We start from the raw sequence: 24,750 nt of genomic DNA, 5'->3' as shown, positions 1-24,750 counted from the left end.
CCCGCGGCCACTGCGGGCACGCCCGTTCCCCGTCCGCCCGCCCGAGGACCGCCGATGCCCCCGCTCACCCGCCGCACCCTGCTCGCGGGGCTCGGCGCCGCCGCCCTCGCCGGGTGCAGCACCCGGCACACCGCCCCGCCCGCCGACGGCGCCGCCGCCGCCGCCGCAGCGAGCGTCACCCCGACCCCGACCCCGGTGCCCGACGCCACCGTCGGCGCCGCGACGGGCCCGGTCTCGGTGCCGGGCGCGCCGATGCGCGTGGTCACCCTGGACACCGCCGAGCTGGACTCCGCGCTGACACTGGGCATCACCCCCGTCGGCGCGGCCCTGGCACCGCTGGACACCGGCTTCCCCGACTACTGGCCCGCCTCGCGGGTCGCCGGGCTCACCCGGGTCGGCGACGCCGGTGCCCCGGACCTCGCCGCGATCCGCGCCCTGCGGCCCGATCTGATCCTGTCCAACCAGGCCCGTGACGGCGGCCGCTACGACCAGCTGCGCGAGATCGCCCCCACCGTGCTGACCCAGACCACCGGCTACCCGTGGAAGGCGAACGTCCAGCTGCACGCGCAGGCGCTGGGCCGCCAGGACGCCGCCGAGGCCTTCGTCGGCTCCTACCAGCGGCATGTCTCCCAGGTCGTCCAGGCGCTGTCGAACGCCAGGGCCTCCGGGCGCCGGGTCGGCCTGGTGCGGTTCGTCGAGGGCGCGGGCATCAGACTGTACGGTCGGCAGAACTTCCCCGGCACGGTGCTGGCGGACGTCCAGCTCGGCCGGCCGGACGCGCAGAACGTCGACCAGTTCGACGTCGAGATCCCGGCGGACCAGATCGCCCGGGCCGACGGCGACCTGCTGCTGTACGCCACCTACGGCGACCCGGAACGGGCCGGCACCAGGGCCGTACTGGCCTCCCCGGCCTGGCAGGGCCTCGGCGCCGTACGCGCCCACCGGGCCTTCGAGGTGGACGACCGGCTCTGGTTCCAGGGCATCGGGTACACCGGGGCGAACTACGTGCTCGCCCAGCTCCAGCGCTTCCTGGGGGCCTGAGCCGGGACCGGGCCGGGGCCCGGACCGCGCCGGGGCCTGACGGTGCGTGACCGGTGCGACCGGGGCCCCGACCGGTCACCACGCCGCACCGGAACCGGACCGCACGGCCCCGCGTCACTGTTCCCGGGCGCCCGCAGGACGCCTGCTCGGCACAGACGGGAGGGCTCATGGCAGACGGATTCAGGGTCGATCTGGGTGCCTTGGACGACGCGGCTTCGGGGATCACCAACACCCTGGCGAAGATGCAGTTCAAGAAGGTCAGCGACCTCGACCCGAAGAAGGAGGACTTCGGGCACGGCCACCTGGCCGACGTCGTCGAGAAGTTCTGCACCCGCTGGCAGCTGGGCGTGGAGAACCTGGCCAAGGACGCGCAGGCCGTCACGGCCCGGCTGAACGCGAGCGTGAAGGCCTACCGCGAGGTCGACGGACACGTCGTCGGCCATCTGAACGGCACCCTGAGCCGCGACAGCGGCGAGGACCCGGGAGCGAAGTGATGGCGAAGGAACTGGGCGGCACGTCCGACCCGAAGGAGCTCGTCCCGGGCGACCCGGAGGCGATCGCCTCCACCTGTGCCTGGCTCAAGAGCTACGGGGACACCCTGCACTCGACCGGCGAGGGCCTCAAGCGGATCGACACCGTCGAGGGGTGGTCGGGCAAGGCCGGCGACGCCTTCCGGAAGGCCTTCGAGGGCGAGCCGGGCAAGTGGCTGGAGGCCGGCGACTGCTTCCACAACGCCGCCACCGCGCTCACCGCCTACCAGTCGACCCTGACCTGGGCGCAGGGGCAGGCGGCCGAGGCGATCCGGCAGTGGGACGCGGGCCAGAGCGCCAGCAGCCGGGCGAAGGGCGACCACCAGGAGGCGGAGCGCAACGCCGGCCACGAACTGCCCTTCACCGACCCCGGCGAGAGCACCCGGGACGGCGCGCGGCAGACCCTGGCCAACGCCCGCGGCCAGCTCAAGTCGGCCGGCGACACCGCGGCGAAGACCGTCGCCACCGCGCGCGACAAGGCCCCCGAGGAGCCCGGCTTCTGGGACGACGTGGGTGACTTCTTCTCCGACGCGGGGGACTTCCTGGGGGACGTCGGCCAGGTCGTCGTGGAGGACCTCGCCTCGGTCGGCAACGCCATGCTGCAGAACCCGGGCGCCGCGCTGGAGGTCGCGGGCGGGCTCGCCCTCGCCACGGTCGGCGCGGGCGGCGAGGTCCTCGGCGTCGGCCTGGACCTCACCGGCGTCGGCGCGGTGGTGGGCGTACCGGTCAACGTGCTCTCGGCCGGCGTCATCGCCACCGGTCTCGGGATGGCCGGCATCGGCGCGGGCGAGATCGCCCAGGACGCCATGGGCTCCAGCCGGGTCCACATGGAGGGCGAGGGCGGTGGCGGCGGCGGGTCCGGCGAGCTGCACACCCAGCCGTCGAAGGGGGCCGACCCGGCCGCCACCCCGGAGGGGCACACCACCAACATCCCGAGGAACGCCGACGCGACGACCCGCCGGGCGTTCGAGCGGGAGAACGAGTCCGCCGAGATCATGGCGCGCAACGGCTACAAGGTCGAGCAGAACCCGAACGTCACAGGGACGACCAAGAACCCCGACTACCGCATCGAGGGCGAGGTGTTCGACTGCTACGCGCCGACCGCCTCGAACCCGCGCTCCATCTCCACCGGCATCCAGAAGAAGGTGGACTCGGGCCAGGCCGACCGCATCGTGCTGAACCTCTCCGACAGCGGTGTCGACGCGGCCGCCATGCGCAAGCAGCTGCAGGACTGGCCGATCGAGGGTCTCAAGGAGATCAAGGTCATCGACTCGTCCGGCAACGTGGTCCACTTCTACCCCTAGACGAACCGAGAGAGACGCCCAGCATGGCTATTGCCTACAGCCTCGACCTGGTGACCCCGCTCACCGCGGCCGAGGTCGCAGAGAAGCTCGACGAAATCGCCCGTCCGCAGGCGCTGTTCGGCGCCGGGGAGGACGCCGGCACCCTGGTCGCCGACGGCGCCGTCACCGCCCGCGGCACCTGGATCCGGGTGGTGGCGACCAAGGCGATCCCGTGGGGGGACCCGCTGATCGGCGGCCGCCCCTTCGGCGCGACCGTCTCGGTGGCCTTCCGCCTCGACAAGGCGGCCGACGTCTCCGACCAGCAGGACGACACCGTCCGGCTGACGCTCGGCCTGCTCGGCCGGGTCCCCGGCGACGCCGCGCTGCACCTCGACTACGAGGACGTCTGGCTGGTCCGCCAGGGCGGCGAACTGACCCTGAGCGAGCGCTCCGACCTCTGGCCGGCGCACCGCCTGGCCGCCGTGCCGGCGCCCTACCGGCGGCAGACCCAGGACTTCTTCTTCCCCGAGGACGACTGACCTCCGGGTCGGCGCCGGGAGCGGGACGTCGGACCCGCCGACTTCCCGCTCCCGCACCGGCGGCGAATCCGCGCTGCCGGCCGGCACCGCGGCGCCTCAGTGGTCGACGGAGACCACGATCTTGCCGAGCTGGTTGCCGGCCTCCAGGTAGCGGTGGGCCTCGGCGACCTCGTCCAGGCCGAAGACCCGGTCCACCACCGGGGCGAGGGAGCCGGTGCGCAGGCCGGAGGTGACGAAGGCCTCCGCGCGGCGCAGCCGCTCCGGGTCGCGGGTCGTCTCGTGGATCACGTAGCTGCGGATGTTCACCGCGGGCATGCCGAGGTCGAGGTTCGGGTAGGGCGTCGGCTCGCCGCTCAGCCAGCCGTAGAGCAGCACGGTGCCGCCGGCGGCGGTCGCCCGGACGAGGTCCGTCACACCGGGGCCGGCGACGGCGTCGAAGACGAGTTCGGCGCCCCGGCCCGAGGTCAGGGCCAGCACCCGCGCGCTGATCTCCTCCTCCTCGGTGACGATCACCTCGGCCGCCCCGGCCTTGAGCAGGGCCTCCCGCTTGGCCCCGGTCCGGGTGGTGGCGATCGGGACCGCCCCCGCCCGGCGGGCGATCTGGATCGCGGCCAGGCCCACACTGCTGGAGGCGGCGGTCAGCACGACGGTGTCCCCCGCCCGCAGGCCGCCGACCTCCACCAGCGCGCCGTAGGCGGTCACATAGGGCATCCAGACCGCCGCGCCCTCGACCGCGCCGAGCCCGGCGGGCCGGTGCAGCACGGCCGCCGCGGGGACGATCGCGCGCTCGGCGTAGACGGGGTAGTCGTTCATCGAGAACGCGGGCACCACGCTGACCGGCTGCCCCGGTTCGAACCCGGCCACCCCGGCCCCGACGGTCTCGACCACGCCCGCCGCCTCGGCGCCGAGCCCGGCGGGGAAGCTCCGGGGCACCTCCAGGTAGGTGCCGCGGCGGAACAGCGCCTCGGCCCGGTTGATCCCGATCGCGTCCACCCGGATCAGCAGCTCGCCGGGGCCCGGCGAGCCGACCTCGACGTCCTCCAGCCGCAGTACCTCCGGCCCGCCGTGCTCGTGGAACCGCACTGTCCTGGCCATCGCGCATCGCCCCCTTCCGGTCGGTGACGGCGGTGCGGACCACGCGCCGCCGCGTCTCACTAGATCCGAAAGGGCGTCAGCTGTCAAACTTCGACCATCGTCGTACTTTGACGTCTGCCGTACCATGGGCGCCGGAGGTGGCCGAACCATGGCAGCAGCACAGCGCGGCGGGCAGCAGCACCGCATCCCGCCGCACCCGGACGTCCGGGAGATCGGTCTTCAGCAGGTCCTGGAGGCCCTGGTCGACCCGGTCCGGCGCCGGATCGTCGCCGAGCTGGACGCCGCCGTCGAGGACCTCGCCTGCGGGACGATCGACCTGCCGGTCAGCAAGTCCACCGCCACCCACCACTTCCACGTGCTGCGCGAGGCCGGGCTGATCCGCCAGTACTACGTCGGCACCTCGCGGCTGAACGCGCTGCGCCGCGAGGAGTTCGAGGAGGCCTTCCCGGGGCTGCTCGGCGCCCTGCGGGTGGAGCGCGAGCGCGGCTGAGCGCACCGGGACGGCCAGGAGCGGACCGGGCCGGGCCGGCGCGCCACCCGGCCGGGGGCGGCTCAACCCTCCGGCTGGGCCCGCTTCTTCAGCGCCATGCCGAGCAGGAACAGCGCCGACAGCACGGCCGCGAGGCGGATCACGCCCGGGGCCGCCGACCAGGCGATCTCGCCGGCCGGCTGCCCGGGCTGGAGCCCCCCGCCCCAGCGCCCCTGGGCCCGGCCCCAGTACCAGAGACTGGTCCCGCTGATCGTGGCCAGCGGGATCCCGAGAATGGCGAACTTCCTGGTGAGATCGCTCAGTTGACGGGACATGTAGCCGAGCGCCCAGCCCACCAGCATCACCACGATCTGGCCGCTGACGGCTCCGCCGACCAGCGTCACCGAGGCGAGCAGCAGGAGCGGCGACGGGCGGCGGCCGGCCATCGCCGACGGCTTCGGGGGCGCGGCGGCGGCCTCGGGCGGCGGCGTCTTCCCCCGGCCCCGCGCCCGGCCCCCGGCTCCCGGCCTGCTCGCGCCCTTGTCCTTGTTCTTGCCCTTGTCCTTGCCCTCGGCCGGGTCGGGCGCGGCGGGCGGCCCGGCCGCCGCGGCCGCCTCCCCGTCCTCCGCCCGCTGCTCCGGGATCGGCGTGATCGCCGCCCCCGGACCGTCCGAGAAGTTGAGCATCACCAGATCCCACCCCCCGGCGTCGGAGGACGCGTACAGCTGCGGGGACGGCAGGGCGTCCGGGTCGGCCGGGGCGTCCCGGAACGACTCCGCCACCCACGGCGAGCCCTGGTCCTCCGGACCGGCCGACCGCGGGGGCGCGGGCGGGGCGGAGGGGCGCGGGGGCACCACCGGCGCGCCGGTGGCGTACACGCTGTCCTCGTTCGCCGGGCCGGCGGAACCACCGGCCGCACCGGCACCGCCCGCGCCGTCACCCGTCCCACCGCCCGCGCCGTCACCGCCGCCGGACGGCTCGCTCCACGGCCCGCGCCTGCGCCACCACTCGCCGTCCGCCATCACCCAGCACCCCGCCTCGCCCGAGCCCGTCCCCGAAGACCTCGCGGGACCGCGCGGGACCGCGCCGGGCCCCGCGGATCCCCGCTGCTCGTGACGCTACCCACCCGGCCCCCGCCCACGCGAGCCCGGTCCGCCCACCGGCCGGTCCACCGCCTCGCGCTCCCGGGCGACCACGGCCGGATCACCCTCCGACGACGGATCCCCACCACCACCCGACCCGACTAACCTAGGTCGAATGACCACACAGCAGGGCCCCCAACGCACCGGCAAAGCGCCCGCCGGCCCCCGCACCCTCGCCGAGGAGCTCCGCAGCCGCGCGGACGACGACCTCGCCGCCCTGCTCCGGTCCCGCCCCGACCTGCTCAACCCCGTCCCCGGCGACCTCACCCAGCTCGCCGCCCGGCTCTCCTCCCGGGCCTCCGCACTGCGCGCCCTGGAACGGCTGGACCGCTTCACCCTCCAGGTCGCCGAGGCCTTGGCCGCCGCCCCCGACGGCGCGCCCCCGGCGACCGTCCGGACCCTGCTGACCGGCCCCGCCAAGGTCAAGCCGCACCCGGGCGCCACCCCGCTGAGCACCGCCGACCGGGCCGCCGTCACCGCCGCGCTCCCCCGCGCCCTCGCCACCCTGCGCGACCGGGCGCTGCTCTGGGGCCCCGACAACGGGCTGCGACTGGTCATCGCCGCCCGCGAGGCACTCGCGCCGACCGCCGCGAACCCCGGCCGCACCGGCCTCGGCCCGACGCTCGCCGACGCGACCGCCGGGATGTCCCCGGCCCGGATCCAGCAGTTGCTGGTCTCCGCCGGGCAGCCGCCGACGCCCGACCCGGTGACCGCCGTCGCCGCGCTCACCGCCCTGCTGACCGATCGCGCCCGGTGCGACGCGCTGCTCGCCACCGCCCCCGAGCCGGCCCTGCGCCTGCTGGACCGCCTGGTCTGGGGCCCGCCCACCGGCACCGTCCCGGACGCCACCCGCCCGGTCACCGCCGAGGACGCGCAGAGCCCGGTCGAGTGGCTGCTGGCCCGCGGCCTGCTGCTGCCGAGCAGCCCCGGCAGCGTGGTGCTGCCCCGTGAGCTCGCCCTGCACCTGCGCGGCGGCCGCACCCACCGCCTGGTCGAGCCGGTCCAGCCCGAACCGGCCCCGGCCGCCGCCGCGCGCGATCCCCAGGCTGTGGACGGCGCCGCCGCCGGGCAGGCGTACACCGCCGTCCGGACCGTCGAGGAGCTGCTCGACCTCTGGGGCCTCAACCCGCCGCCGACCCTGCGCGCCGGCGGCCTCGGCGTCCGCGACCTCAAGCGCACCGCCCAGACCCTGGAGAGCACCGAGCAGCAGACCGCGTTCTGGCTCGAACTCGCCTACACGGCGGGCCTGCTGGCCCCGGACGGCGAGGCCGACGAGCGCTGGTCCCCCACCCCGGCGTACGACGGCTGGCTCCAGCAGGACACCGCCGACCGCTGGGCCGCCCTGGCCGCCGGCTGGCTCACCGCCACCCGCGTCCCGGCCCTCACCGGCACCCCGGACGGCAAGGGCAAGCCGCGCGCCGCCCTCGGCCCCGAACTCGACCGCACCCTGGCCCCGTCGGTGCGCCGGGCCGCCCTCGCCCTGCTCGCCGAGCTGCCGCCCGGCACCCCCGCCACCGCCGACGAACTGCTGCCCACCCTGCGGTGGCAGCGCCCGCTGCGCGGCGGACCGGTCACCGCCCGGCCCGCCGCCGACGGGCCGCACGGCGGCGCCGGGGCGCAGCCAGCCGCCGGTCCGGGGCGCGACCTCCGGGACGACCTCGTCGGCTGGACCCTCGCCGAGGCCGAACTGCTCGGCATCACCGGCCGCGGCGCACTGGCCTCCCCCGGCCGCGCGCTGCTCACCGCCGAGGCCGACCCGGCCGAGGTGCTCGCCCCGCTGCTGCCGCAGCCGCTGGACCACGTGATCCTCCAGCCGGACCTCACCGCGATCGCGCCCGGCCCGCTGCTCACCCCGCTCGCCCAGGCGCTCGCGCTCTGCGCCGACATCGAGTCCAAGGGCGGCGCGACCGTCTACCGGTTCACCCCCGAGTCGGTCCGCCGCGCCCTCGACGCCGGCCGCAGCGCCGCCGACCTCCAGGCCTTCCTGGAGCAGCACTCCCGCACGCCCGTCCCGCAGCCGCTCAGCTACCTGATCGACGACGTGGCCCGGCGGCACGGCATCCTGCGGGTCGGCGCCGCCTCCTCGTACCTGCGCTGCGACGACCCGGCGCTGCTGGGCGAGGTGCTGGCCGACCGGCGCTCCGTCGACCTGCGGCTGCGCCTGCTCGCCCCGACGGTCCTGGCCTCCCAGGCCGCGCCGGACGTCCTGCTCGCCACCCTGCGCACCATGGGCTACGCGCCCGCGGCCGAGTCCGCCGAGGGCGACGTCCTGATCACCCGCCCGGACAGCCACCGCACCCCGCCGCGCGCGGCCCCCGTACCGGTACCGGACGGTCCTCCGACGCCCGACGACGTCCTGCTCGCCGCCGCCATCAAGGCGATCCGGGCCGGCGACCGCGCCGCCACCGCCGTCCGCCGGGAGCCGGCCCCCGACCCGCGCCGGCTCCCCCGCACGGCGGCGGCCGAGACCCTCGCCTCGCTCCAGACCGCCGTCCTGCTCGGCGAGCGGATGTGGATCGGCTACCTGAACGCCGAGGGGATCGCCAGCCAGCGCATCATCGACCCGGTCAAGGTCGAAGGCGGCTTCGTCACCGCCTTCGACCACCACGCGGACGAACTCCGCACGTTCGCCCTGCACCGGATCACCGGCGTGGCCGAGCTGGAGGAGTAGCGCCCTTCCGGGGCAACCGCCCGGCGACCGGCGGTCAGTGCCCCTGCTTGGCGGCCTGCTCCTTCGCCTTCTCCTGCATCGCCTTGTCGGCCATGGCCGCGATGTCCCCCTGGCCGACCGGCAGGCTGCCGCCGCCGACGGTGTCCGCGAGCAGGAAGGCGGGGGCGGCCATCAGCCCGCCCGGGCCCTCGCCGATGCCCGCGAGGGCGTGCGCCGAGCCGGCGGAGGAGGCGGTCGCGGCGAAGGCCGAACCGAGGAGGGCGAGGGCGGTGAGGGCGCGCTTCGACTTGTTCATGCCCCGCACAACGACCGACCGGTCCACCGGTCACTGCCCGTGGTTGACGAGCCGGTCGCACCCGGCGTACTCCGGAAGGTGGGGGCTCGCGAAGGGAGTCATCGTGCTAGGCAACCGGATAGTCACGCAGACCACCAGGGACACCGGCCGGCGGGTGCTGGCCACCACGGACGGCATCCATCCCGTGGTCGAGGTCTCGTTCGAGGCGACCGGCGACGTCCTCGGCGTCGGGGTCAGGGAGTTCGCCACCTACGAGTCGCAGCTTCGCTCGGACGGCACGCTGTTCGGCGAGGGCCAGGGCGTGGGCATGAGCGAGCGCGGCGAGGGCTACAGCTGGCACGGCAGCGGCATCGGCCGCTTCACCGGCCCCGGCGGCGCCATGGCGTGGCGCGGCGCGATCTTCTTCGAGAGCCAGTCCGAGTCCTTCGCCCAGCTCAACGACACCGTCGGACTCTTCGAGTACGACACCGACGGCAGCGGCACCGGCAAGGTCACCGTGCACGAGTGGAAGTAGCCCTCCGGGTTCGCGGCGGAATGCGCGACACTGGAGGGTCTGCGTCCCTGCAGACCTGTCAGCCAGTGGAGGGCTTCCCCGCGTGAACGACGGACCGCTCATCGTCCAGAGCGACAAAACTCTTCTTCTGGAGATCGACCACCCCAGGGCCTCCGACTGCCGTCGCGCCATCGCGCCGTTCGCCGAGCTGGAGCGCGCGCCCGAGCACGTGCACACCTACCGGGTGACCCCGCTCGGGCTGTGGAACGCCCGTGCCGCCGGGCACGACGCCGAGCAGGTGGTCGACGCCCTGGTCAACTTCTCCCGCTACCCGGTGCCGCACGCGCTGCTGGTGGACGTGGCCGACACGATGGCCCGCTACGGCCGGCTCAAGCTCACCAAGCACCCCGTCCACGGGCTGGTGCTCTCCACCACCGACCGGCCGGTGCTGGAGGAGGTGCTGCGCTCCAAGAAGATCGCCCCGCTGGTCGGCGCCCGGATCGATCCGGACACCGTCGTCGTGCACCCCTCCGAGCGCGGCCAGATCAAGCAGGTCCTGCTCAAACTCGGCTGGCCCGCCGAGGACTTCGCCGGGTACGTGGACGGCGAGGCGCACCCGATCGAGCTGGACCAGAACGGCTGGCAGCTGCGCCCCTACCAGGCCCAGGCCGTCGAGGGGTTCTGGCACGGCGGCTCGGGGGTGGTCGTGCTGCCCTGCGGCGCCGGCAAGACGCTGGTCGGCGCGGCGGCGATGGCCGAGGCCAAGTCGACCACCCTGATCCTGGTCACCAACACCGTCTCGGCGCGGCAGTGGAAGCACGAGCTGGTCAAGCGCACCTCGCTCACCGAGGACGAGATCGGCGAGTACAGCGGGACGCGCAAGGAGATCCGCCCGGTCACCATCGCCACCTACCAGGTGATGACCACCAAGCGGAAGGGCGTCTACGCCCACCTCGAACTCTTCGACGCCCGCAACTGGGGCCTGGTCGTCTACGACGAGGTCCACCTGCTGCCCGCGCCGGTCTTCAAGTTCACCGCCGACCTCCAGGCCCGCCGCCGGCTCGGCCTGACCGCAACCCTGGTCCGCGAGGACGGGCGCGAGGGCGACGTCTTCTCGCTCATCGGCCCCAAGCGCTTCGACGCGCCCTGGAAGGAGATCGAGGCGCAGGGCTACATCGCGCCCGCCGACTGCTGCGAGGTCCGGGTCACCCTCACCGACTCCGAGCGGCTCTCCTACGCGACCGCCGAGCCCGAGGAGCGCTACCGGTTCTGCGCCACCACGGCGACCAAGCGCCGGGTGGTGGAGGCGCTGGTGAAGAAGCACGAGAAGGACCAGACCCTGATCATCGGCCAGTACATCGACCAGCTCGACGAGCTCGGCGAGGTGCTGGACGCCCCGGTGATCAAGGGCGAGACCAGCAACGCCCAGCGGGAGAAGCTCTTCGAGGCCTTCCGCACCAAGGAGATCAGCGTCCTGGTCGTCTCCAAGGTCGCCAACTTCTCCATCGACCTGCCCGAGGCGACCGTCGCCATCCAGGTCTCCGGGACCTTCGGCTCCCGCCAGGAGGAGGCCCAGCGGCTCGGCCGCGTCCTGCGCCCCAAGGCGGACGGGCACTCGGCGCACTTCTACTCGGTGGTGGCCCGCGACACCGTCGACCAGGACTTCGCCGCCCACCGCCAGCGCTTCCTGGCGGAGCAGGGCTACGCCTACCGCATCATCGACGCGGACGACGTGCTGTAACTCCCGGCGGCGCTCAGTACTTGACGCCGTCGCGCCCGAGGAAGACCACGCGCGCGGCGGTGTCGAGCGCGATGCCGACGTTGCGGACGGCCGTGGTCAGCGGGGAGCGGCGGTGTCCGGGGCCGACCGCGGCGGTGGCCCCGGCCGGGCGGGCGGGGGCGGACTTCTGGGACGGCACTCGCGGCGCCGTGATGTGTACGGTGCTCATGTGTTCCACGGTAGTTTCCGCCCGCCCGAAGCACATCACCCCAAAGGCCGTACCGGGCAGGACGTAGGTCGTCCTCCGGGTGTACGCAGGCCCTGAGGGCCCCGGAGGGGGAACGGGGTGGAACCCCGAGGCCGCCGGGTCTAGGATCACTCGTCTGCCCCCTCCCGAACCGTGGTACCTGCTGAGTCGCGCAGGCAGCCGGGGGAGGCGCCGACCGCACGGATGGGCCCCTCCTGCCCGTCGCCGGGCAAGGAGGGACGGTCGGCTGTACCCACCGTGAGCTCCAACGATCCGCTGCGCCCGTCTCCGGGGCAGCCGGGAAGGTTCGCTGTGCCCGCCACCCCCACCACCGACCCCCTCCAGCGCGAACGCGACCACCTGGCCGCCTCCCGGGCCGCGCTGCGCGCGATGCGCGAGGACGTCGAGTCCCTGGACATCAGCGACGTGACCGGCACCTGGGTCACCGCCGTCGTGCTCCAGAACCAGATCGAGGCCCGGATCGCCGCCCTGGCCGACCTCTCGCACACCCCGCTGTTCTTCGGCCGCCTCGACTACCTGCACGCGATCAGCGAGGACCTCTCCGAGGGCTCCGGCGGCGAGAACTTCTACATCGGCCGCCGCCACGTCCACGACCACGACGGCGACCCGATGGTGATCGACTGGCGCGCGCCGGTCTCCCAGCCGTTCTACCGGGCCAGCCGCACCGCGCCGATGGACGTCGAGCGCCGCCGCCGCTTCGGCTACACCGGCGGCGAGCTGACCGCCTACGAGGACGAGCACCTCACCGACCCGGCCGAGACGGACACCTCCTCGGCGCTGCTCGCCGCCGAGATCGAGAAGCCCCGCGTCGGCCCGATGCGCGACATCGTCGCCACCATCCAGCCCGAGCAGGACGAGATCGTCCGCGCCGACATCACCGGCACGGTCTGCGTCCAGGGCGCCCCCGGCACCGGGAAGACCGCCGTGGGCCTGCACCGCGTGGCCTACCTGCTGTACGCGCACCGCGAGCGGCTCGCCCGCACGGGCACCCTGGTGATCGGCCCCAACAACGCCTTCCTCTCCTACATCGAGCAGGTGCTGCCCGCCCTCGGCGAGCTGGAGGTGGCCCAGGCCACCGTGCAGCAGCTGGTGGCGCACGTGGAGGTGCGCGGCGAGGACACCGCGGAGGCGGCCCGGCTGAAGGGCGACGCCCGGATGGCCGAGGTGCTGCGCCGGGCCGTGCGTTCGGGCATCACCGCGCCCACCGAGCCCTGCGTGGTGGTCCGCGGCTCCCGCCGCTGGCGCGTGCCGGTGTACGAGCTCGCCGAGATCGTCGAGGAGCTGACCGCCCGCGACATCCGCTACGGCGCGGCCCGGGAGGCCCTGCCCCAGCGGATCGCGCACGCCGTGCTGCTGAAGATGGAGCAGGGCGGCGAGGCGCCGGACGACCGGGTGCAGGACGCGGTGGCCCGCAACGCGGCGGTGAAGGCGACGGTCAAGGAGTGCTGGCCGCCGGTCGATCCGGCCAGGCTGGTGCACCGGCTGCTCTCCGACCCGGAGTTCCTGGCGCGGTGCGCGGAGGGCGTCCTCACCCCCGAGGAGCAGCGCACGGTGCTCTGGTCCAAGCCCGGCCGCTCGGTGCGGACCGCCCGCTGGACGCCGGCCGACGCCGTCCTGGTGGACGAGGCCACCGACCTGGTCCAGCGCACGCCCTCGCTCGGCCACGTGGTGCTGGACGAGGCCCAGGACCTCTCCCCGATGCAGTACCGCGCCGTCGGCCGCCGCTGCACCACGGGCTCGGCGACCGTCCTCGGCGATCTCGCCCAGGGCACCACCCCCTGGGCGACGGCGAGCTGGCCGGACGCGCTGCACCACCTGGGCAAGCCGTCCGCTCACATCGAGGAGCTGACCAAGGGCTTCCGCGTCCCCGAGGAGGTCATCGCCTACGCCTCCCGGCTGCTGCCCGCGATCGCCCCCGGTCTCGCCCCCGCGACGTCCGTGCGCGCGGCGCCCGGCTCGCTGACGATCACCCGCGTCCCGGACGACGGGCTGGAGAAGGCGGTCGTCGAGGCCTGCCACCGGGCCCTGGAGCACGAGGGCTCGACCGGTCTGATCGCCGCCGACGCGCGCGTGCCGCTGCTCGCCGCGGCCCTGACGGCGGCCGGCCTGCCGTTCCTCTCCCCCGGCGCCGAGACCAGCGCCGAGGCCCGGCTGACCCTCGTCCCGGCCTCGCTGGCCAAGGGTCTGGAGTACGACTACGTGGTGCTGGACGAGCCGGCCGCGGTGGTCGCCGGCGAGCCGGACGAGCGGACCGGCCTGCGCCGCCTGTACGTGGCGCTGACCCGTGCCGTCTCCGGGCTGACGGTGCTGCACGCCGAGCCGCTGCCCGACCGGCTGGGCTGACCGCGCCGGGCCCGGGACGCGCGAAGGGGACCGGCGGTATCCGCCGGTACCCTTCGCGCGTCGAGTCGCGGACCGCCGATCGCTCAGCTGTCGGCGCTCTCACGCTCAGCCATCGATCAGGGACCGCCACTCGGCGACCTTGGAGGCGTCCACGGGGGACTGCCACCCGGCGACCCGCACCGCTCCGCCGACGTGGAAGCCGTCGAAGCCCGCCGCCCGCAAACCGGGCAGGTGTTCGGCCCGCAGGCCGCCGCCGATCAGGATCCGCTGCCCGTACCCCGGCTCGCCGGCCCTGGCCAGCTCGGCCAGCAGCACCTCCCGGCCCGCGTCCACCCCGGCCACCGCGCCCGAGGTGAGGTAGGTGTCCAGCCCGGACAGCCCGCCGAGGGCCGCCCGGAGGGCGGTCCGGTCGGCGCTGTGGTCGATCGCCCGGTGGAACGTCCAGCGGCAGCCCGCCACCGCGTCGGCGACCGCCTCGGTGGCGGCGAGGTCGACGGCGCCGTCGGCCGTCAGGAAGCCGAAGACGAACTCGTCGGCGCCCTCGGCCCGCAGCGCGGCGGCCCGGGCCACCAGCTCGTCCAGGTCGCCCGGCGCGAAGCCGTCCCGGACGCGCAGCATGACGCGCAGCGGCAGCTCCACGGCGGCCCGGATCTTGGCGAAGTCCTCGACCGACGGAGTGAGCCCGTCGGCGGCCATGTCCGTGACCAGTTCGAGCCGGTCGGCGCCGCCCGACTCGGCGGCCTGGGCGTCCTGGGGCGTCAGCGCGATGACTTCGAAAATTGGTCTAGACATATCAGACAGCCTGCCACATCGCGAGGCGCCCGGCGAGGCCCGTACGGCCGATCGGTCACAGAGCCGAGCGGCGCAGACCCTCGATGCCCCGCCAGCCGATCCCGGCCACCGCCACGAACGCCGCGCCGACCGCGCCGACCCCCAACAGGTTCCAGATCCCACCGGCCGACTCCCAGAGGCTGAACAGGCTGAACGAGAGGGTGAGCGGCAGCACCGCCAGCCCGATCGCCGCCGGCACCAGCCAACCGCGCGCCGCGGCACACACCAGCAGCAGCGGAACCGCCAGCAGCAGGGCGGCCCACGGGTCGTTCATCAGGTACCGGGTGTCCCAGCCGCCCTGGGCGCTGACCACCAGCAGACCCCCGACCGCGCCCAGCGGCACCAGGGCCGCGGTCCGCCAGGTCGGCCGGCCCAGCAGGTCCCCCGGCGCGGCGAGCACCAGCAGACCGGACAGCACGAACGGCAGCGCGGAGGTGGAGCTGTAGGAGAACCACCACCAGTCGACGAACTCCACGCTCAGGACGGAGTCGGCCAGGTTCAGCAGACCGGCACCGATCACCGCGACCGACAGGACCCGGGCCGCCGTCCAGTGCCCCAGCACCGCGGCCACCGCCAGCAGCAGCGAGGCCACCGGCAGCGCGAACACGGTCAGCGCCAGCAGGACCGAGGAGTGCGCCCCCTGGATACGCCAGGCGATCAGGTCGGGGTTGCTGACCCACGGGTAGAGGGCGGCCCCCGCGGCGGTGCCGGCCACCAGCGGAACCGCCAGCGCCAGCAGCCGCCCGGCCGCCGACGCCGAGGTCAGCCGGGCGCGCATCCGCAGGCCGTAGGCGGCGAGGTCCAGCGCCTCCCGCAGCAGGGTGGGCCGGTCCGCCTCCGCCGTGGTGTCGGCGAAGACCGCCGCCAGCTCCTCGCCGCGCTCGCGGCGGTAGCGGGCCGGGTAGAGCTGGAGCGCCGCCCGCAGGGCGACCGGCCGGTCGATGGTCTGCATGCTCACGCGAAGACCCCCCTGACCATCGAGAGCACGGCGGAGAGCCGGCGCTCGGCCTCGGAGGCGACGGCCCGCAGCCGCCCCGCCTCGGCCGCCAGCGCGCCGCGGCCGGCCGGCGTCAGCGCGTAGCTGCGCCGGGCCCGGCCGTCCACGACCTCCTCGGCGGCGACCTCGATCAGGCCCTGCTGGAGCAGCCGGTCGAGCGCGCCGTAGAGGGTGCCGGTGCGCATCTTCACCCGGCCGTCGGAGATCGCGGTGACCTCCTGGATGAGCGCGTAGCCGTGTCTGGGCGCGTCGGCCAGCGCGGTGAGCAGAAGCAGCGTCGGCTCCTGCATGGCTCGTTCTGTCATAGGACTACATATATCGTCAAACTACATATGCGTCCAGTGGACCCGCCGGACTCCGCCCGTGCCGCGACCGGCACCCCGCCAGAATGAGCCCATGCCGAACCAGCCCGCCGCCCCCGTCCCGGCCGACCTGCTCGCCGACTGGACCGCCCTGCTGCGCCGCTGCGGCGCCGGCGCCGACCCCGCGCCGTACGGCCGCGACCTGCTGGGCCGCTGGGCCGAACCGCAGCGCCGCTACCACACCACCGCCCACCTGCGGGCGGTGCTCGGCCACGTGGACGTGCTCGCCGCGCACGCCGAGGACCCGGACACCGTCCGGCTGGCCGCCTGGTTCCACGACGCCGTCTACCGCCCGGACCGCTCCGAGAACGAGGAGCGCAGCGCCGCCCTCGCCGTCCGGGCGCTCACCGAGGCGGGCCTGTCCGGACCGCGGACCGCCGAGGTGGCCCGTCTGGTCCGGCTCACCGTCTCGCACCGCCCCGAACCCGGCGACCGGGACGGCGAGGTGCTCTGCGACGCGGACCTCGCCGTCCTCGGCGGCGACCCGCGGGCGTACGCCGCCTACGCGGCCGCGGTGCGCGAGGAGTACGCCTTCGTCCCGGAGCCGGACTTCCGCGCCGGGCGGGCCGACATCCTGCGCCGGCTCCTGGCCCTGCCCGCGCTCTACCGCACGCCCCTCGCCCGCGAGCGCTTCGACGCCGCCGCCCGGGCCAACCTGGCGGCCGAACTCGACCGGCTCGAAGGCTGACTCACTGACCGGCCGACCGGCTGACCAGCCGACTCACTGACCGGCCGACCCGTTGACCGGCCGACCCGCCCAGGACGCGCGAAGGCCCGGCCCGGCGCACGGGGCGCCGGGCCGGGCCGGGGCAGGGTCAGCCGTCGAGCCGGCCGACGGGCGCCACCACCGCCCCCGCCTTGCCGCAGACCCAGTGCGGCTCCGGCCCCAGCTCGGGCTCGACGCCCAGCGCGTGCGGGTCACCATCGGCCGCGCACGAGGTGCAGAGCGGCCAGCGGCCGTAGGCCTCCAGCAGCGCGTCCTGGACGTCCTGGGCGACCAGCCCGAGCACGTACTCGGCGCCGTCCGGCCACTGCTCAAGCCACCACCGGCGGTGCGTCACGGCGTCCTCGACCAGCGACACCACGGCGGCGTCCGCCACGTCCCGCGCGGTCAGGTCGGCCAGGATCAGCGCCCGCGCGTTGTGCAGGGCGGTCTCGATGTCATCAGCGGTGGCAGCCATCCGTCCATTGTCCCAAAACGGCGCCGGACACAACGCCGCACGGGCGGCTCCCCGAGGGGAACCGCCCGTGCGATCGGGAAACGACCGATCCCGGAGGGGATCAGAAGTCCATGTCACCGCCCGGCATGCCTCCGCCGGCGGCCGCGGCGGCCTTCTCCGGCTTGTCGGCGATGACGGCCTCGGTGGTGAGGAAGAGCGCCGCGATGGAGGCGGCGTTCTGCAGCGCGGAACGGGTGACCTTCGCCGGGTCGATGATGCCCTCGGCGATGAGGTCGACGTAGGTGTTGGTGGCGGCGTTCAGGCCGTGACCGGCGGGGAGGTTGCGCACCTTCTCCACCACGACACCGCCCTCGAGGCCGGCGTTGGTCGCGATCTGCTTGATCGGGGCCTCCAGCGCCACGCGGACGATGTTGGCACCGGTGGCCTCGTCGCCCTCCAGCTCCAGCTTGTCGAACGCGACACCGGCCTGCAGCAGCGCGACGCCACCACCGGCGACGATGCCCTCCTCGACGGCGGCCTTCGCGTTGCGGACGGCGTCCTCGATGCGGTGCTTGCGCTCCTTGAGCTCCACCTCGGTGGCCGCGCCGGCCTTGATGACGGCCACGCCGCCGGCCAGCTTGGCGAGGCGCTCCTGGAGCTTCTCGCGGTCGTAGTCCGAGTCGCTGTTCTCGATCTCGGCACGGATCTGGTTCACGCGGCCGGCGACCTGGTCGCTGTCGCCGCCACCGTCGACGATGGTGGTCTCGTCCTTGGTGATGACCACCTTGCGGGCGGTGCCCAGCAGGTCGACGCCGGCGTTCTCCAGCTTGAGGCCGACCTCCTCGGAGATCACGGTGCCACCGGTGAGGATGGCGATGTCGCCGAGCATGGCCTTGCGGCGGTCGCCGAAGCCCGGGGCCTTGACGGCGACGGACTTGAAGGTGCCGCGGATCTTGTTCACGACCAGGGTCGACAGGGCCTCGCCCTCGACGTCCTCGGCGATGATGACGAGCGGCTTGCCGCTCTGCATGACCTTCTCCAGCAGCGGGAGCAGGTCCTTGACCGAGCCGATCTTGGAGTTGGCGATGAGGATGTACGGGTCCTCGAACGTCGCCTCCATCCGCTCCAGGTCGGTGGCGAAGTAGGCGGAGATGTAGCCCTTGTCGAAGCGCATGCCCTCGGTGAGCTCGAGCTCCAGACCGAAGGTGTTGCTCTCCTCGACGGTGATGACGCCTTCCTTGCCGACCTTGTCCATGGCCTCGGCGATGAGCTCGCCGATCTGGGTGTCGGCGGCCGAGATGGAGGCGGTGGAGGCGATCTGCTCCTTGGTCTCCACGTCCTTGGCCTGGGCCAGCAGCTGGTCCGAGACGGCCTGGACGGCCTTCTCGATACCGCGCTTCAGGGCCATCGGGTTGGCGCCGGCGGCGACGTTGCGCAGACCCTCGCGAACGAGCGCCTGGGCCAGCACGGTGGCGGTGGTGGTGCCGTCACCCGCGACGTCGTCGGTCTTCTTGGCGACCTCCTTGACGAGCTCCGCGCCGATCTTCTCGTAGGGGTCCTCGAGCTCGATCTCCTTGGCGATGGAGACACCGTCGTTGGTGATCGTGGGGGCGCCCCACTTCTTCTCCAGCACGACGTTGCGGCCCTTGGGGCCGAGCGTGACCTTCACCGCGTCGGCGAGCTGGTTCATGCCACGCTCAAGGCCGCGGCGAGCTTCCTCATCAAAGGCGATGATCTTGGCCATCAGAAGTGGTCCTCCGGGACACGGTCGACTGCTCGGACCAAGGGGTGCCCGCGACGGACGGCCCTGGTGTGCGGGGGTCCTTTCCCCTACCGCTCCCGGGGGCCTCACCGACCCAGTCCGCTGTCACTCTCACACTGTGAGTGCTAACGCCAATGATTAGCACTCCGGGTAGGCGAGTGCAAGCCCAATCGCCCAACCCGCGAGCCGCGTCCGCCCCCTGCGGCCGCCGTCGGCGAGCCCCCGACGGGCCGCCGCCGGGCCGCCGCCGGGGTGTCCGGCACCCCCGCGCCGGACGCCGCGCGGGCCCCCGCCGGACATGCCGACGGGCCCGTACGACATGTGTCGTACGGGCCCGTCGTGAAGCAAGAGGTGCACCAGCCGAATGGGCCGAGCCGAACTCCTGGGGTCGGAAAGGTCAGACCGCGGCGCGGACCATGTCCGCCTGCGGGCCCTTCTGCCCCTGAGAGATCTCGAACTCGACCCGCTGGCCCTCCTCAAGGGTGCGGTAGCCGTCCATCTGGATCGCGCTGTAGTGGACGAAGACGTCCGCACCACCGTCGACCGCGATGAAGCCGTAGCCCTTCTCCGCGTTGAACCACTTGACGGTGCCCTGAGCCATTCCGAACTCCCCTAGTGCTGTGCTGGCCCTTCACGCGCCCGCAGGTCGCGGGCCCGGGTCTGGTTTGAGGCCGGCCCGGGGAACCCCCCCTGGGCGCAGCCGTGCACGCCACAATCGTCCGCGGAGACCACCGGAAGGCCTCCGGTGAGCGGGTGATTGCGTCGACCGCGGCTGAATGTATCCGGATCGACGCCCTCTGCAACAGGGTCAACCGCTGGGAATTCCCTAGGTCCACCAGGGGACAGGCCAGACCAAAGCGGGAGGAAATCGGCATTTCACGCCGGACATAGCGGACGAATTACTCAAATGCCTTCGAGAATTCTGACATCGGCCTGACATGTTTCACGGTCACGGCCCCGGCGCCGGTCTCAGCGGCCGGACAGACACCGGCGGTACGGGCGCGGACGGAGTTCGAGTACCGGCGCGAGGGGGGTGGCGCGGCCCTCTTCCCGGACGAGCCACACTCTACTCCCCCGGACCGCGAAATATTCCCGCCGGAATGCGGCGGGCCGCCCGCGCGTACGGAGATCGGAATTCCGTACGGGCGGACGGCCCGGTCGAAAACGGGTCGGCCGATGAAAGGCCTGGTCGGAAAGGGGCGGATCAGCAGCCGCCGGCCACCGCCGGAATGATCGAAACGCTCGCGCCGTCCTTGATCTCGGTGGCCAGGCCCTCGGCGAAGCGGACGTCGTCGTCGTTGACGTAGACGTTGACGAACCGGCGCAGCTTGCCGGCGTCGTCCAGGATCCGGGCGGCGATCCCGGCGTGGTTCCGCTCCAGGTCGGCGATGACGTCGCCCAGGGTGGCGCCCTCGGCGGCCACCTCGGCGGCGCCGCCGGTGTAGGTGCGCAGGATGGTCGGGATGCGGACGGTGGCGCTCATGGGGGATCTCCTCGGGCGGTGCGGCCGGGCGGCCGGTACGGGCTGCGGGGGCGGCGGGCGGGTCAGGCGGACGCGAGGCCGGCGTCGCGGAACGAGGCCAGCGTCGGGCGGATGACGGTGGTCATCCCGGAGTCGGAGACGGCGTCCAGCGTCTTCAGGCCGTCACCGGTGTTGATCGCGACGGTCTCCTTGGCCGGATCCAGCTGTCCGGTCTCGACCAGCTTCTTCAGCACGCCGACGGTCACCCCGCCCGCGGTCTCGGCGAAGATGCCCTCGGTCCGGGCCAGCAGCTTGATCGCGGCGACCACCTCGGCGTCGGTGACGTCCTCGACCGCCCCGCCGGTGCGCCGGGCGATGTCCAGCACGTAGGGGCCGTCGGCCGGGTTGCCGATCGCCAGCGACTTGGCGATGGTGTCCGGCCTGACCGGCCGGATCACGTCCTGGCCGGCCTTGAAGGCCGCCGACACCGGCGAGCAGCCCGCCGCCTGGGCGCCGAAGATCCGGTACGGCCGGTCCTCGACCAGGCCCAGCTTGATCAGCTCCTGCAGGCCCTTGTCGATCTTCGTCAGCTGCGAGCCCGAGGCGATCGGGATGACGATCTGCTCCGGCAGCCGCCAGCCGAGCTGCTCGCAGATCTCGTACGCCAGCGTCTTGGAACCCTCGCCGTAGTACGGGCGCAGGTTGACGTTGACGAAGCCCCAGCCCTCACCGGCCGGGTCGCCGATCAGCTCCGAGCAGAAGCGGTTCACGTCGTCGTAGTTGCCCTCGATGCCGACCAGCTCGCCACCGTAGACACCGGCCATGACGACCTTGCCCTGCTCCAGGTCGTGCGGGATGAACACGCAGGACTTGAACCCGGCCCGGGCCGCCGCCGCGCCCACCGCGCCGGCCAGGTTGCCGGTCGAGGAGCAGGAGAGGGTCGTGAAGTGGAACGCGCGGGCCGCCTCGATCGCGCAGGCGACCACCCGGTCCTTGAAGGAGTGCGTCGGGTTGCCGGAGTCGTCCTTGACGTGCAGCTGGGCGGTGAACCCGAGCTCGCGGCCCAGGTTGTCCGCCTTCACCAGCGGGGTCCACCCCGGGTTGAGGTTCGGCTTGTCGGCCACGTCGGCCGGGACGGGCAGCAGCGGGGCGTAGCGCCAGATCGACGCCGGACCGGCCTCGATCCGCTTGCGGAGCTCCTCCGCGCCCTCGCTCCCGAAGTCGTAGGCGATCTCCAGCGGCCCGAAGCACTCCAGGCAGGCGAAGCTGGGACCGAGCGGGAACCGGGTACCGCACTCCCGACAGGACAGTGCGACGGCGGGACCGAGATCAACGGTCGCGGGGGCGGCTGCGGCGGTGTCGATAGCCATGATGGCGGAGGCCTCTCTCCTCATCTTCCCCGTGACGCGGGCGCGCCACAGGCCGGAATTGGCACCTGTCCCGCCGGGGCCGGAGGCCTGCCGTGCGAGAAGGTTGCCGGGACGTCAACGGGCCGTTCCCTCAGTCCCTCTGGATGAGCTCTGTGAAGTTGTGGTCCTGCTCAGCGGCGACCCCGGCGTGCGAAGGTCCGATCGCTGTACGAAGACTGTATCCGAAGGCGTCAACCCTGAACGGGACCGTCCGCCACGCGAGATGCCCCGTCCCACCCCGATCCGTCGAGGAGAGTTCCGTGCCCGCCGAACCGACACCCGCGCTCCTCCCGAAGGCGGCGTCCTGGCTGCGCCGCCGCTCCTGGAGCGCGGCCGACCGCCCGGTGGGCGCCCTGCTGGCGGCCAAGCAGGCGGCGGGTCGGGCCGGCACCGTCAGCGTGGTGCTGCCCGCCCTGGACGAGGAGGCCACCGTCGGCGACATCGTCCGCACCGTGCGCCGCGAGCTGATGGAACGCCTGCCCCTCGTCGACGAACTCGTCGTCGTCGACTCCGGCTCCGTCGACGGCACCGCCGCCGCGGCCGCCGGGGCCGGCGCCCGGGTCGTCCACCGCGACGACATCCTGCCCCGGCTGCCCGCCTCCCCCGGCAAGGGCGAGGTGCTCTGGCGCTCGCTGCTGGTCACCAGCGGCGAGATCGTCTGCTTCGTCGACGCCGACCTGCGCTCCTTCGACCCCGCCTTCGTCTCCGGCATCATCGGCCCGCTGCTCACCGAGCCGGACATCCAGCTGGTCAAGGCCATGTACGACCGGCCGCTCGAAGTGACGAACGGCTCCGGCTCCGGCGACGCCGCCGTGGTCCCCTCCGGCGGCGGACGGGTCACCGAGCTGGTCGCCCGCCCCCTGCTCAACCTGCACTGGCCGGAACTCGCCGGTTTCGTCCAGCCGCTCGGCGGCGAGTACGCGGCCCGCCGCTCGCTGCTCGAACGGCTGCCGTTCCCCACCGGCTACGGCGTCGAGCTCGGCCTCCTGGTGGACGCCCTGGAGCTCGCCGGCCTGGACGCCCTCGCCCAGGTGGACGTCGGCGTACGCCACCACCGCCACCAGGACAGCCAGGCGCTCGGCCGGATGGCCGCCACCATCTACCGCACCGCCCTGGAACGCCTGGACCGGACCCACCGGCTGAAGGCCTCCGCCGACCTGGTCCACCCGCTGCTCACCCAGTTCACCCGGGACCCGCGCACCGCGGCCGGGCCCCCGGCCGGCGGCGCCGCCATCTTCACCCCGCACACCCATGCGATCACGGCGGAGGAACGGCCCCCGATGCACACCGTCCCGGAGTACGCCGCCCACCACGGCCACCAGGCCTGACGCCGGACGGGGGTTTGCCGACCCGGGCCCACGGCAACGTACCAACCATGGGCGATCTCACGACCGAACGTTCGAGTGCGACCGGTTCCGCCACCGTACTGGTGGCCTCCAACCGGGGACCGGTGTCATTCAGTACCGCGGCCGACGGCACCCTGACCCTGCGCCGGGGCGGCGGCGGGCTGGTGTCCGGACTCTCCGCGATCGACGACCCGCATGCCGTCTGGGTCTGCGCGGCGCTCGGCGACGCCGACCGCCGGGCCGCCCGGGAGGCCCCCGACGGCCGCCTCGACCGGGCCGGCCACGACGTCGGCGGACAGGCCGTCCGGATGCTGGACATAGACCCGGAGACCTTCGCGGCCGCCTACAACGGCGTCGCCAACTCCACCCTCTGGTTCGTCCACCACCTGCTCTACGCCACCCCGACGGCCCCCTCCTTCGGCGCGGAGTTCCGCTCCGAATGGCAGTCCTACCGCGCCTACAACGCCGCCTTCGCCGAGGCCCTCGCCGCCGAGGCCGCGCCCGGGGCCGCGGTACTGATCCAGGACTACCACCTCTCACTGGCCCCGGCCCTGCTCCGGACCGCCCGCCCCGACCTGCGCATCGGCCACTTCTCGCACACCCCGTGGGCCCCGCCCGAGTACTTCCGGCTGCTGCCGGACGACGTCGCCGAGAGCGTCCTCACCGGCATCCTCGGCGCCGACCGGGCCGCCTTCCTGACCCGCCGCTGGGCCCTCGCCTTCGCCGACTGCTGCGCGGACGTCCTCGGCGCGGACGTCGACCGCGAGGCCCTCACCGTGACGCACGCGGGCCGCACCACCCGGCTCGGCGTGCACGCCCTCGGGGCCGACGCCGACTTCCTGCGCGAGCGGTCCCACCGCCCGGACGTCGACGAGCGGCTCGCCACCCTGCGCGAGGCGGTCGGCGGGCGGCGCACCGTCGTCCGGGTCGACCGCACCGAGCTGAGCAAGAACATCGTCCGCGGCTTCCAGGCCTACCGGCACCTGCTCCGCAGCCGCCCCGAGTGGCTGGACAGCGTGGTGCACATCGCCTTCGCCTACCCCTCGCGCACCGACCTCGCCGAGTACCGCGCCTACACCGCCGAGGTCGAGCGGCTCGCCGCCGAGATCAACGCGGAGTTCGGCACCGCCGACTGGCAGCCGCTGATCCTGCACGTCAACGACGACTTCCCGCGCTCCCTGGCGGCCTACCGGCTGGCCGACGTCGCCCTGGTCAACCCGATCCGCGACGGCATGAACCTGGTCGCCAAGGAGGTACCGGTGGTCTCCGACCGCGGCTGCGCCCTGGTGCTCTCCCGCGAGGCCGGCGCCCACGCGGAGCTGGCCGACGACGCCCTGTGCGTCAACCCGTACGACGTCATCGCCACCGCGGAGGCCCTGCACACGGCGCTCACCATGCCCGAGGACGAGCGGGCCGACCGCAGCAAGCGCCTCGCCGCCGCCTCGACGGCGCTGCCGCCGCAGCAGTGGTTCCTCGACCAGCTGACGGCGCTGGACTGACCGCCGCCGTGCCGGCCGGCGGCCCGACCGCCG

Annotated in this window: 24 protein-coding genes and 1 riboswitch; of the genes, 12 read left to right on the top strand and 12 right to left on the bottom strand. The window is 73.9% G+C overall.

Annotated elements, in window-relative coordinates:
• Window positions 1-54: 54 nt before the first annotated feature.
• From ACZ34W_RS09420 to ACZ34W_RS09405, 4 genes are all read left to right on the top strand, one after another.
• Entirely contained in the window at window positions 55-1,041 is a 987-nt protein-coding gene (locus ACZ34W_RS09420) for an ABC transporter substrate-binding protein (protein ID WP_465602883.1), read from the top strand.
• A 167-nt stretch (window positions 1,042-1,208) separates the two neighbouring features.
• Complete coding sequence (locus tag ACZ34W_RS09415) at window positions 1,209-1,535, top strand: hypothetical protein (RefSeq protein ID WP_465602881.1); 327 nt, start codon at window positions 1,209-1,211, stop codon at window positions 1,533-1,535.
• Complete coding sequence (locus tag ACZ34W_RS09410) at window positions 1,535-2,875, top strand: putative T7SS-secreted protein (RefSeq protein ID WP_329489165.1); 1,341 nt, start codon at window positions 1,535-1,537, stop codon at window positions 2,873-2,875. The genes ACZ34W_RS09415 and ACZ34W_RS09410 overlap by 1 nt, the downstream gene beginning before the upstream one ends.
• 23 nt (window positions 2,876-2,898) lie before the next feature.
• The gene (locus ACZ34W_RS09405; RefSeq protein ID WP_359803815.1) at window positions 2,899-3,393 is read left to right on the top strand and encodes a SitI3 family protein; all 495 of its coding nucleotides are present in this window, start codon (window positions 2,899-2,901) and stop codon (window positions 3,391-3,393) included.
• A 96-nt stretch (window positions 3,394-3,489) separates the two neighbouring features.
• On the opposite strand, the gene ACZ34W_RS09400 is transcribed toward ACZ34W_RS09405, so the two are convergent.
• Entirely contained in the window at window positions 3,490-4,488 is a 999-nt protein-coding gene (locus tag ACZ34W_RS09400; RefSeq protein ID WP_465602878.1) for a zinc-dependent alcohol dehydrogenase family protein, read from the bottom strand.
• Between the two features lie 148 nt (window positions 4,489-4,636).
• Here ACZ34W_RS09400 and ACZ34W_RS09395 point away from each other — a divergent pair, with 148 nt between their 5' ends.
• Entirely contained in the window at window positions 4,637-4,978 is a 342-nt protein-coding gene (locus ACZ34W_RS09395) for an ArsR/SmtB family transcription factor (RefSeq protein ID WP_465602876.1), read from the top strand.
• Window positions 4,979-5,040: 62 nt separating this feature from the next.
• Here the strand turns inward: ACZ34W_RS09395 and ACZ34W_RS09390 are convergent, their stop codons facing one another.
• Entirely contained in the window at window positions 5,041-5,979 is a 939-nt protein-coding gene (locus ACZ34W_RS09390; protein ID WP_465602874.1) for a hypothetical protein, read from the bottom strand.
• Window positions 5,980-6,214: 235 nt separating this feature from the next.
• Between ACZ34W_RS09390 and ACZ34W_RS09385 the strand changes: the two genes are divergently transcribed.
• Window positions 6,215-8,770, top strand: a complete 2,556-nt coding sequence (locus ACZ34W_RS09385) for a helicase-associated domain-containing protein (protein ID WP_465602872.1) — start codon at window positions 6,215-6,217, stop codon at window positions 8,768-8,770.
• 34 nt (window positions 8,771-8,804) lie between these two features.
• Here ACZ34W_RS09385 and ACZ34W_RS09380 read toward each other — a convergent pair whose 3' ends face one another.
• Window positions 8,805-9,065 (bottom strand): hypothetical protein, encoded by a 261-nt coding sequence (locus tag ACZ34W_RS09380; protein ID WP_329489159.1) that lies wholly within the window; start codon window positions 9,063-9,065, stop codon window positions 8,805-8,807.
• 103 nt (window positions 9,066-9,168) lie between these two features.
• Between ACZ34W_RS09380 and ACZ34W_RS09375 the strand changes: the two genes are divergently transcribed.
• Window positions 9,169-9,579: a hypothetical protein gene (locus ACZ34W_RS09375; RefSeq protein ID WP_329489158.1), complete on the top strand. Its 411-nt coding sequence runs from the start codon at window positions 9,169-9,171 to the stop codon at window positions 9,577-9,579.
• 82 nt (window positions 9,580-9,661) lie between these two features.
• A complete protein-coding gene (locus ACZ34W_RS09370) occupies window positions 9,662-11,299 on the top strand; it encodes a DNA repair helicase XPB (RefSeq protein WP_329489157.1) in 1,638 nt (545 codons plus the stop codon).
• Window positions 11,300-11,312: 13 nt separating this feature from the next.
• Here ACZ34W_RS09370 and ACZ34W_RS09365 read toward each other — a convergent pair whose 3' ends face one another.
• Window positions 11,313-11,507, bottom strand: a complete 195-nt coding sequence (locus ACZ34W_RS09365; protein ID WP_329489156.1) for a hypothetical protein — start codon at window positions 11,505-11,507, stop codon at window positions 11,313-11,315.
• Window positions 11,508-11,729: 222 nt separating this feature from the next.
• On the opposite strand from ACZ34W_RS09365, the gene ACZ34W_RS09360 reads away from it, so the two are divergent.
• Entirely contained in the window at window positions 11,730-13,889 is a 2,160-nt protein-coding gene (locus ACZ34W_RS09360) for a HelD family protein (RefSeq protein WP_465602869.1), read from the top strand.
• Window positions 13,890-13,994: 105 nt separating this feature from the next.
• Here ACZ34W_RS09360 and ACZ34W_RS09355 read toward each other — a convergent pair whose 3' ends face one another.
• From ACZ34W_RS09355 to ACZ34W_RS09345, 3 genes are read right to left on the bottom strand one after another with little or no spacing between them, the layout of a single operon-like run.
• On the bottom strand, window positions 13,995-14,681 hold the full coding sequence (locus ACZ34W_RS09355) for a copper homeostasis protein CutC (protein ID WP_329489154.1): 687 nt from the start codon (window positions 14,679-14,681) through the stop codon (window positions 13,995-13,997).
• 55 nt (window positions 14,682-14,736) lie between these two features.
• Window positions 14,737-15,678, bottom strand: coding sequence for a hypothetical protein (locus ACZ34W_RS09350; RefSeq protein ID WP_465602867.1), 942 nt, complete (start codon window positions 15,676-15,678; stop codon window positions 14,737-14,739).
• Window positions 15,675-16,022: a PadR family transcriptional regulator gene (locus ACZ34W_RS09345; protein WP_329489152.1), complete on the bottom strand. Its 348-nt coding sequence runs from the start codon at window positions 16,020-16,022 to the stop codon at window positions 15,675-15,677. Before ACZ34W_RS09345 ends, ACZ34W_RS09350 begins: the two co-directional genes overlap by 4 nt.
• Window positions 16,023-16,113: 91 nt before the next feature.
• Here ACZ34W_RS09345 and ACZ34W_RS09340 point away from each other — a divergent pair, with 91 nt between their 5' ends.
• Window positions 16,114-16,767, top strand: coding sequence for an HD domain-containing protein (locus ACZ34W_RS09340; protein ID WP_329489151.1), 654 nt, complete (start codon window positions 16,114-16,116; stop codon window positions 16,765-16,767).
• Between the two features lie 127 nt (window positions 16,768-16,894).
• Here ACZ34W_RS09340 and ACZ34W_RS09335 read toward each other — a convergent pair whose 3' ends face one another.
• The 5 genes from ACZ34W_RS09335 to thrC all read right to left on the bottom strand — a co-directional run bounded on the left by ACZ34W_RS09335 (window position 16,895) and on the right by thrC (window position 21,833).
• Window positions 16,895-17,260: a hypothetical protein gene (locus ACZ34W_RS09335; RefSeq protein WP_329489150.1), complete on the bottom strand. Its 366-nt coding sequence runs from the start codon at window positions 17,258-17,260 to the stop codon at window positions 16,895-16,897.
• Window positions 17,261-17,360: 100 nt separating this feature from the next.
• Window positions 17,361-18,983, bottom strand: coding sequence for a chaperonin GroEL (gene groL / locus ACZ34W_RS09330; protein WP_329489149.1), 1,623 nt, complete (start codon window positions 18,981-18,983; stop codon window positions 17,361-17,363).
• 415 nt (window positions 18,984-19,398) lie between these two features.
• On the bottom strand, window positions 19,399-19,602 hold the full coding sequence (locus tag ACZ34W_RS09325; protein ID WP_030289665.1) for a cold-shock protein: 204 nt from the start codon (window positions 19,600-19,602) through the stop codon (window positions 19,399-19,401).
• A gap of 603 nt (window positions 19,603-20,205) precedes the next feature.
• Window positions 20,206-20,484 (bottom strand): ubiquitin-like small modifier protein 1, encoded by a 279-nt coding sequence (locus tag ACZ34W_RS09320; RefSeq protein WP_329489148.1) that lies wholly within the window; start codon window positions 20,482-20,484, stop codon window positions 20,206-20,208.
• A 62-nt stretch (window positions 20,485-20,546) separates the two neighbouring features.
• Window positions 20,547-21,833 (bottom strand): threonine synthase, encoded by a 1,287-nt coding sequence (thrC, locus tag ACZ34W_RS09315; protein ID WP_465602864.1) that lies wholly within the window; start codon window positions 21,831-21,833, stop codon window positions 20,547-20,549.
• A 17-nt stretch (window positions 21,834-21,850) separates the two neighbouring features.
• Window positions 21,851-21,983: riboswitch (SAM riboswitch) on the bottom strand.
• 149 nt (window positions 21,984-22,132) lie between these two features.
• Between thrC and ACZ34W_RS09310 the strand changes: the two genes are divergently transcribed.
• The gene (locus tag ACZ34W_RS09310) at window positions 22,133-23,200 is read left to right on the top strand and encodes a glucosyl-3-phosphoglycerate synthase (protein WP_465602862.1); all 1,068 of its coding nucleotides are present in this window, start codon (window positions 22,133-22,135) and stop codon (window positions 23,198-23,200) included.
• A 47-nt stretch (window positions 23,201-23,247) separates the two neighbouring features.
• Window positions 23,248-24,717 (top strand): alpha,alpha-trehalose-phosphate synthase (UDP-forming), encoded by a 1,470-nt coding sequence (locus ACZ34W_RS09305; protein WP_465602860.1) that lies wholly within the window; start codon window positions 23,248-23,250, stop codon window positions 24,715-24,717.
• The last annotated feature ends 33 nt before the right edge of the window (window positions 24,718-24,750 follow it).

The sequence above is a fragment of the Kitasatospora sp. NPDC022856 genome, from assembly GCF_055561235.1.
This window is presented reverse-complemented; position numbering and strand designations above follow the sequence as displayed.

Bases quoted from the DNA above. Each gene is read 5' to 3' on its own strand.
- ACZ34W_RS09420 (WP_465602883.1), top strand. From the start codon at position 55: ATGCCCCCGCTCACCCGCCGCACCCTGCTCGCGGGGCTCGGCGCCGCC.
- ACZ34W_RS09415 (WP_465602881.1), top strand. From the start codon at position 1,209: ATGGCAGACGGATTCAGGGTCGATCTGGGTGCCTTGGACGACGCGGCT.
- ACZ34W_RS09410 (WP_329489165.1), top strand. From the start codon at position 1,535: ATGGCGAAGGAACTGGGCGGCACGTCCGACCCGAAGGAGCTCGTCCCG.
- ACZ34W_RS09405 (WP_359803815.1), top strand. From the start codon at position 2,899: ATGGCTATTGCCTACAGCCTCGACCTGGTGACCCCGCTCACCGCGGCC.
- ACZ34W_RS09400 (WP_465602878.1), bottom strand. From the start codon at position 4,488: ATGGCCAGGACAGTGCGGTTCCACGAGCACGGCGGGCCGGAGGTACTG.
- ACZ34W_RS09395 (WP_465602876.1), top strand. From the start codon at position 4,637: ATGGCAGCAGCACAGCGCGGCGGGCAGCAGCACCGCATCCCGCCGCAC.
- ACZ34W_RS09390 (WP_465602874.1), bottom strand. From the start codon at position 5,979: ATGGCGGACGGCGAGTGGTGGCGCAGGCGCGGGCCGTGGAGCGAGCCG.
- ACZ34W_RS09385 (WP_465602872.1), top strand. From the start codon at position 6,215: ATGACCACACAGCAGGGCCCCCAACGCACCGGCAAAGCGCCCGCCGGC.
- ACZ34W_RS09380 (WP_329489159.1), bottom strand. From the start codon at position 9,065: ATGAACAAGTCGAAGCGCGCCCTCACCGCCCTCGCCCTCCTCGGTTCG.
- ACZ34W_RS09365 (WP_329489156.1), bottom strand. From the start codon at position 11,507: ATGAGCACCGTACACATCACGGCGCCGCGAGTGCCGTCCCAGAAGTCC.
- ACZ34W_RS09360 (WP_465602869.1), top strand. From the start codon at position 11,730: ATGGGCCCCTCCTGCCCGTCGCCGGGCAAGGAGGGACGGTCGGCTGTA.
- ACZ34W_RS09355 (WP_329489154.1), bottom strand. From the start codon at position 14,681: ATGTCTAGACCAATTTTCGAAGTCATCGCGCTGACGCCCCAGGACGCC.
- ACZ34W_RS09345 (WP_329489152.1), bottom strand. From the start codon at position 16,022: ATGACAGAACGAGCCATGCAGGAGCCGACGCTGCTTCTGCTCACCGCG.
- ACZ34W_RS09340 (WP_329489151.1), top strand. From the start codon at position 16,114: ATGCCGAACCAGCCCGCCGCCCCCGTCCCGGCCGACCTGCTCGCCGAC.
- ACZ34W_RS09335 (WP_329489150.1), bottom strand. From the start codon at position 17,260: ATGGCTGCCACCGCTGATGACATCGAGACCGCCCTGCACAACGCGCGG.
- groL (WP_329489149.1), bottom strand. From the start codon at position 18,983: ATGGCCAAGATCATCGCCTTTGATGAGGAAGCTCGCCGCGGCCTTGAG.
- ACZ34W_RS09325 (WP_030289665.1), bottom strand. From the start codon at position 19,602: ATGGCTCAGGGCACCGTCAAGTGGTTCAACGCGGAGAAGGGCTACGGC.
- ACZ34W_RS09320 (WP_329489148.1), bottom strand. From the start codon at position 20,484: ATGAGCGCCACCGTCCGCATCCCGACCATCCTGCGCACCTACACCGGC.
- thrC (WP_465602864.1), bottom strand. From the start codon at position 21,833: ATGGCTATCGACACCGCCGCAGCCGCCCCCGCGACCGTTGATCTCGGT.
- ACZ34W_RS09305 (WP_465602860.1), top strand. From the start codon at position 23,248: ATGGGCGATCTCACGACCGAACGTTCGAGTGCGACCGGTTCCGCCACC.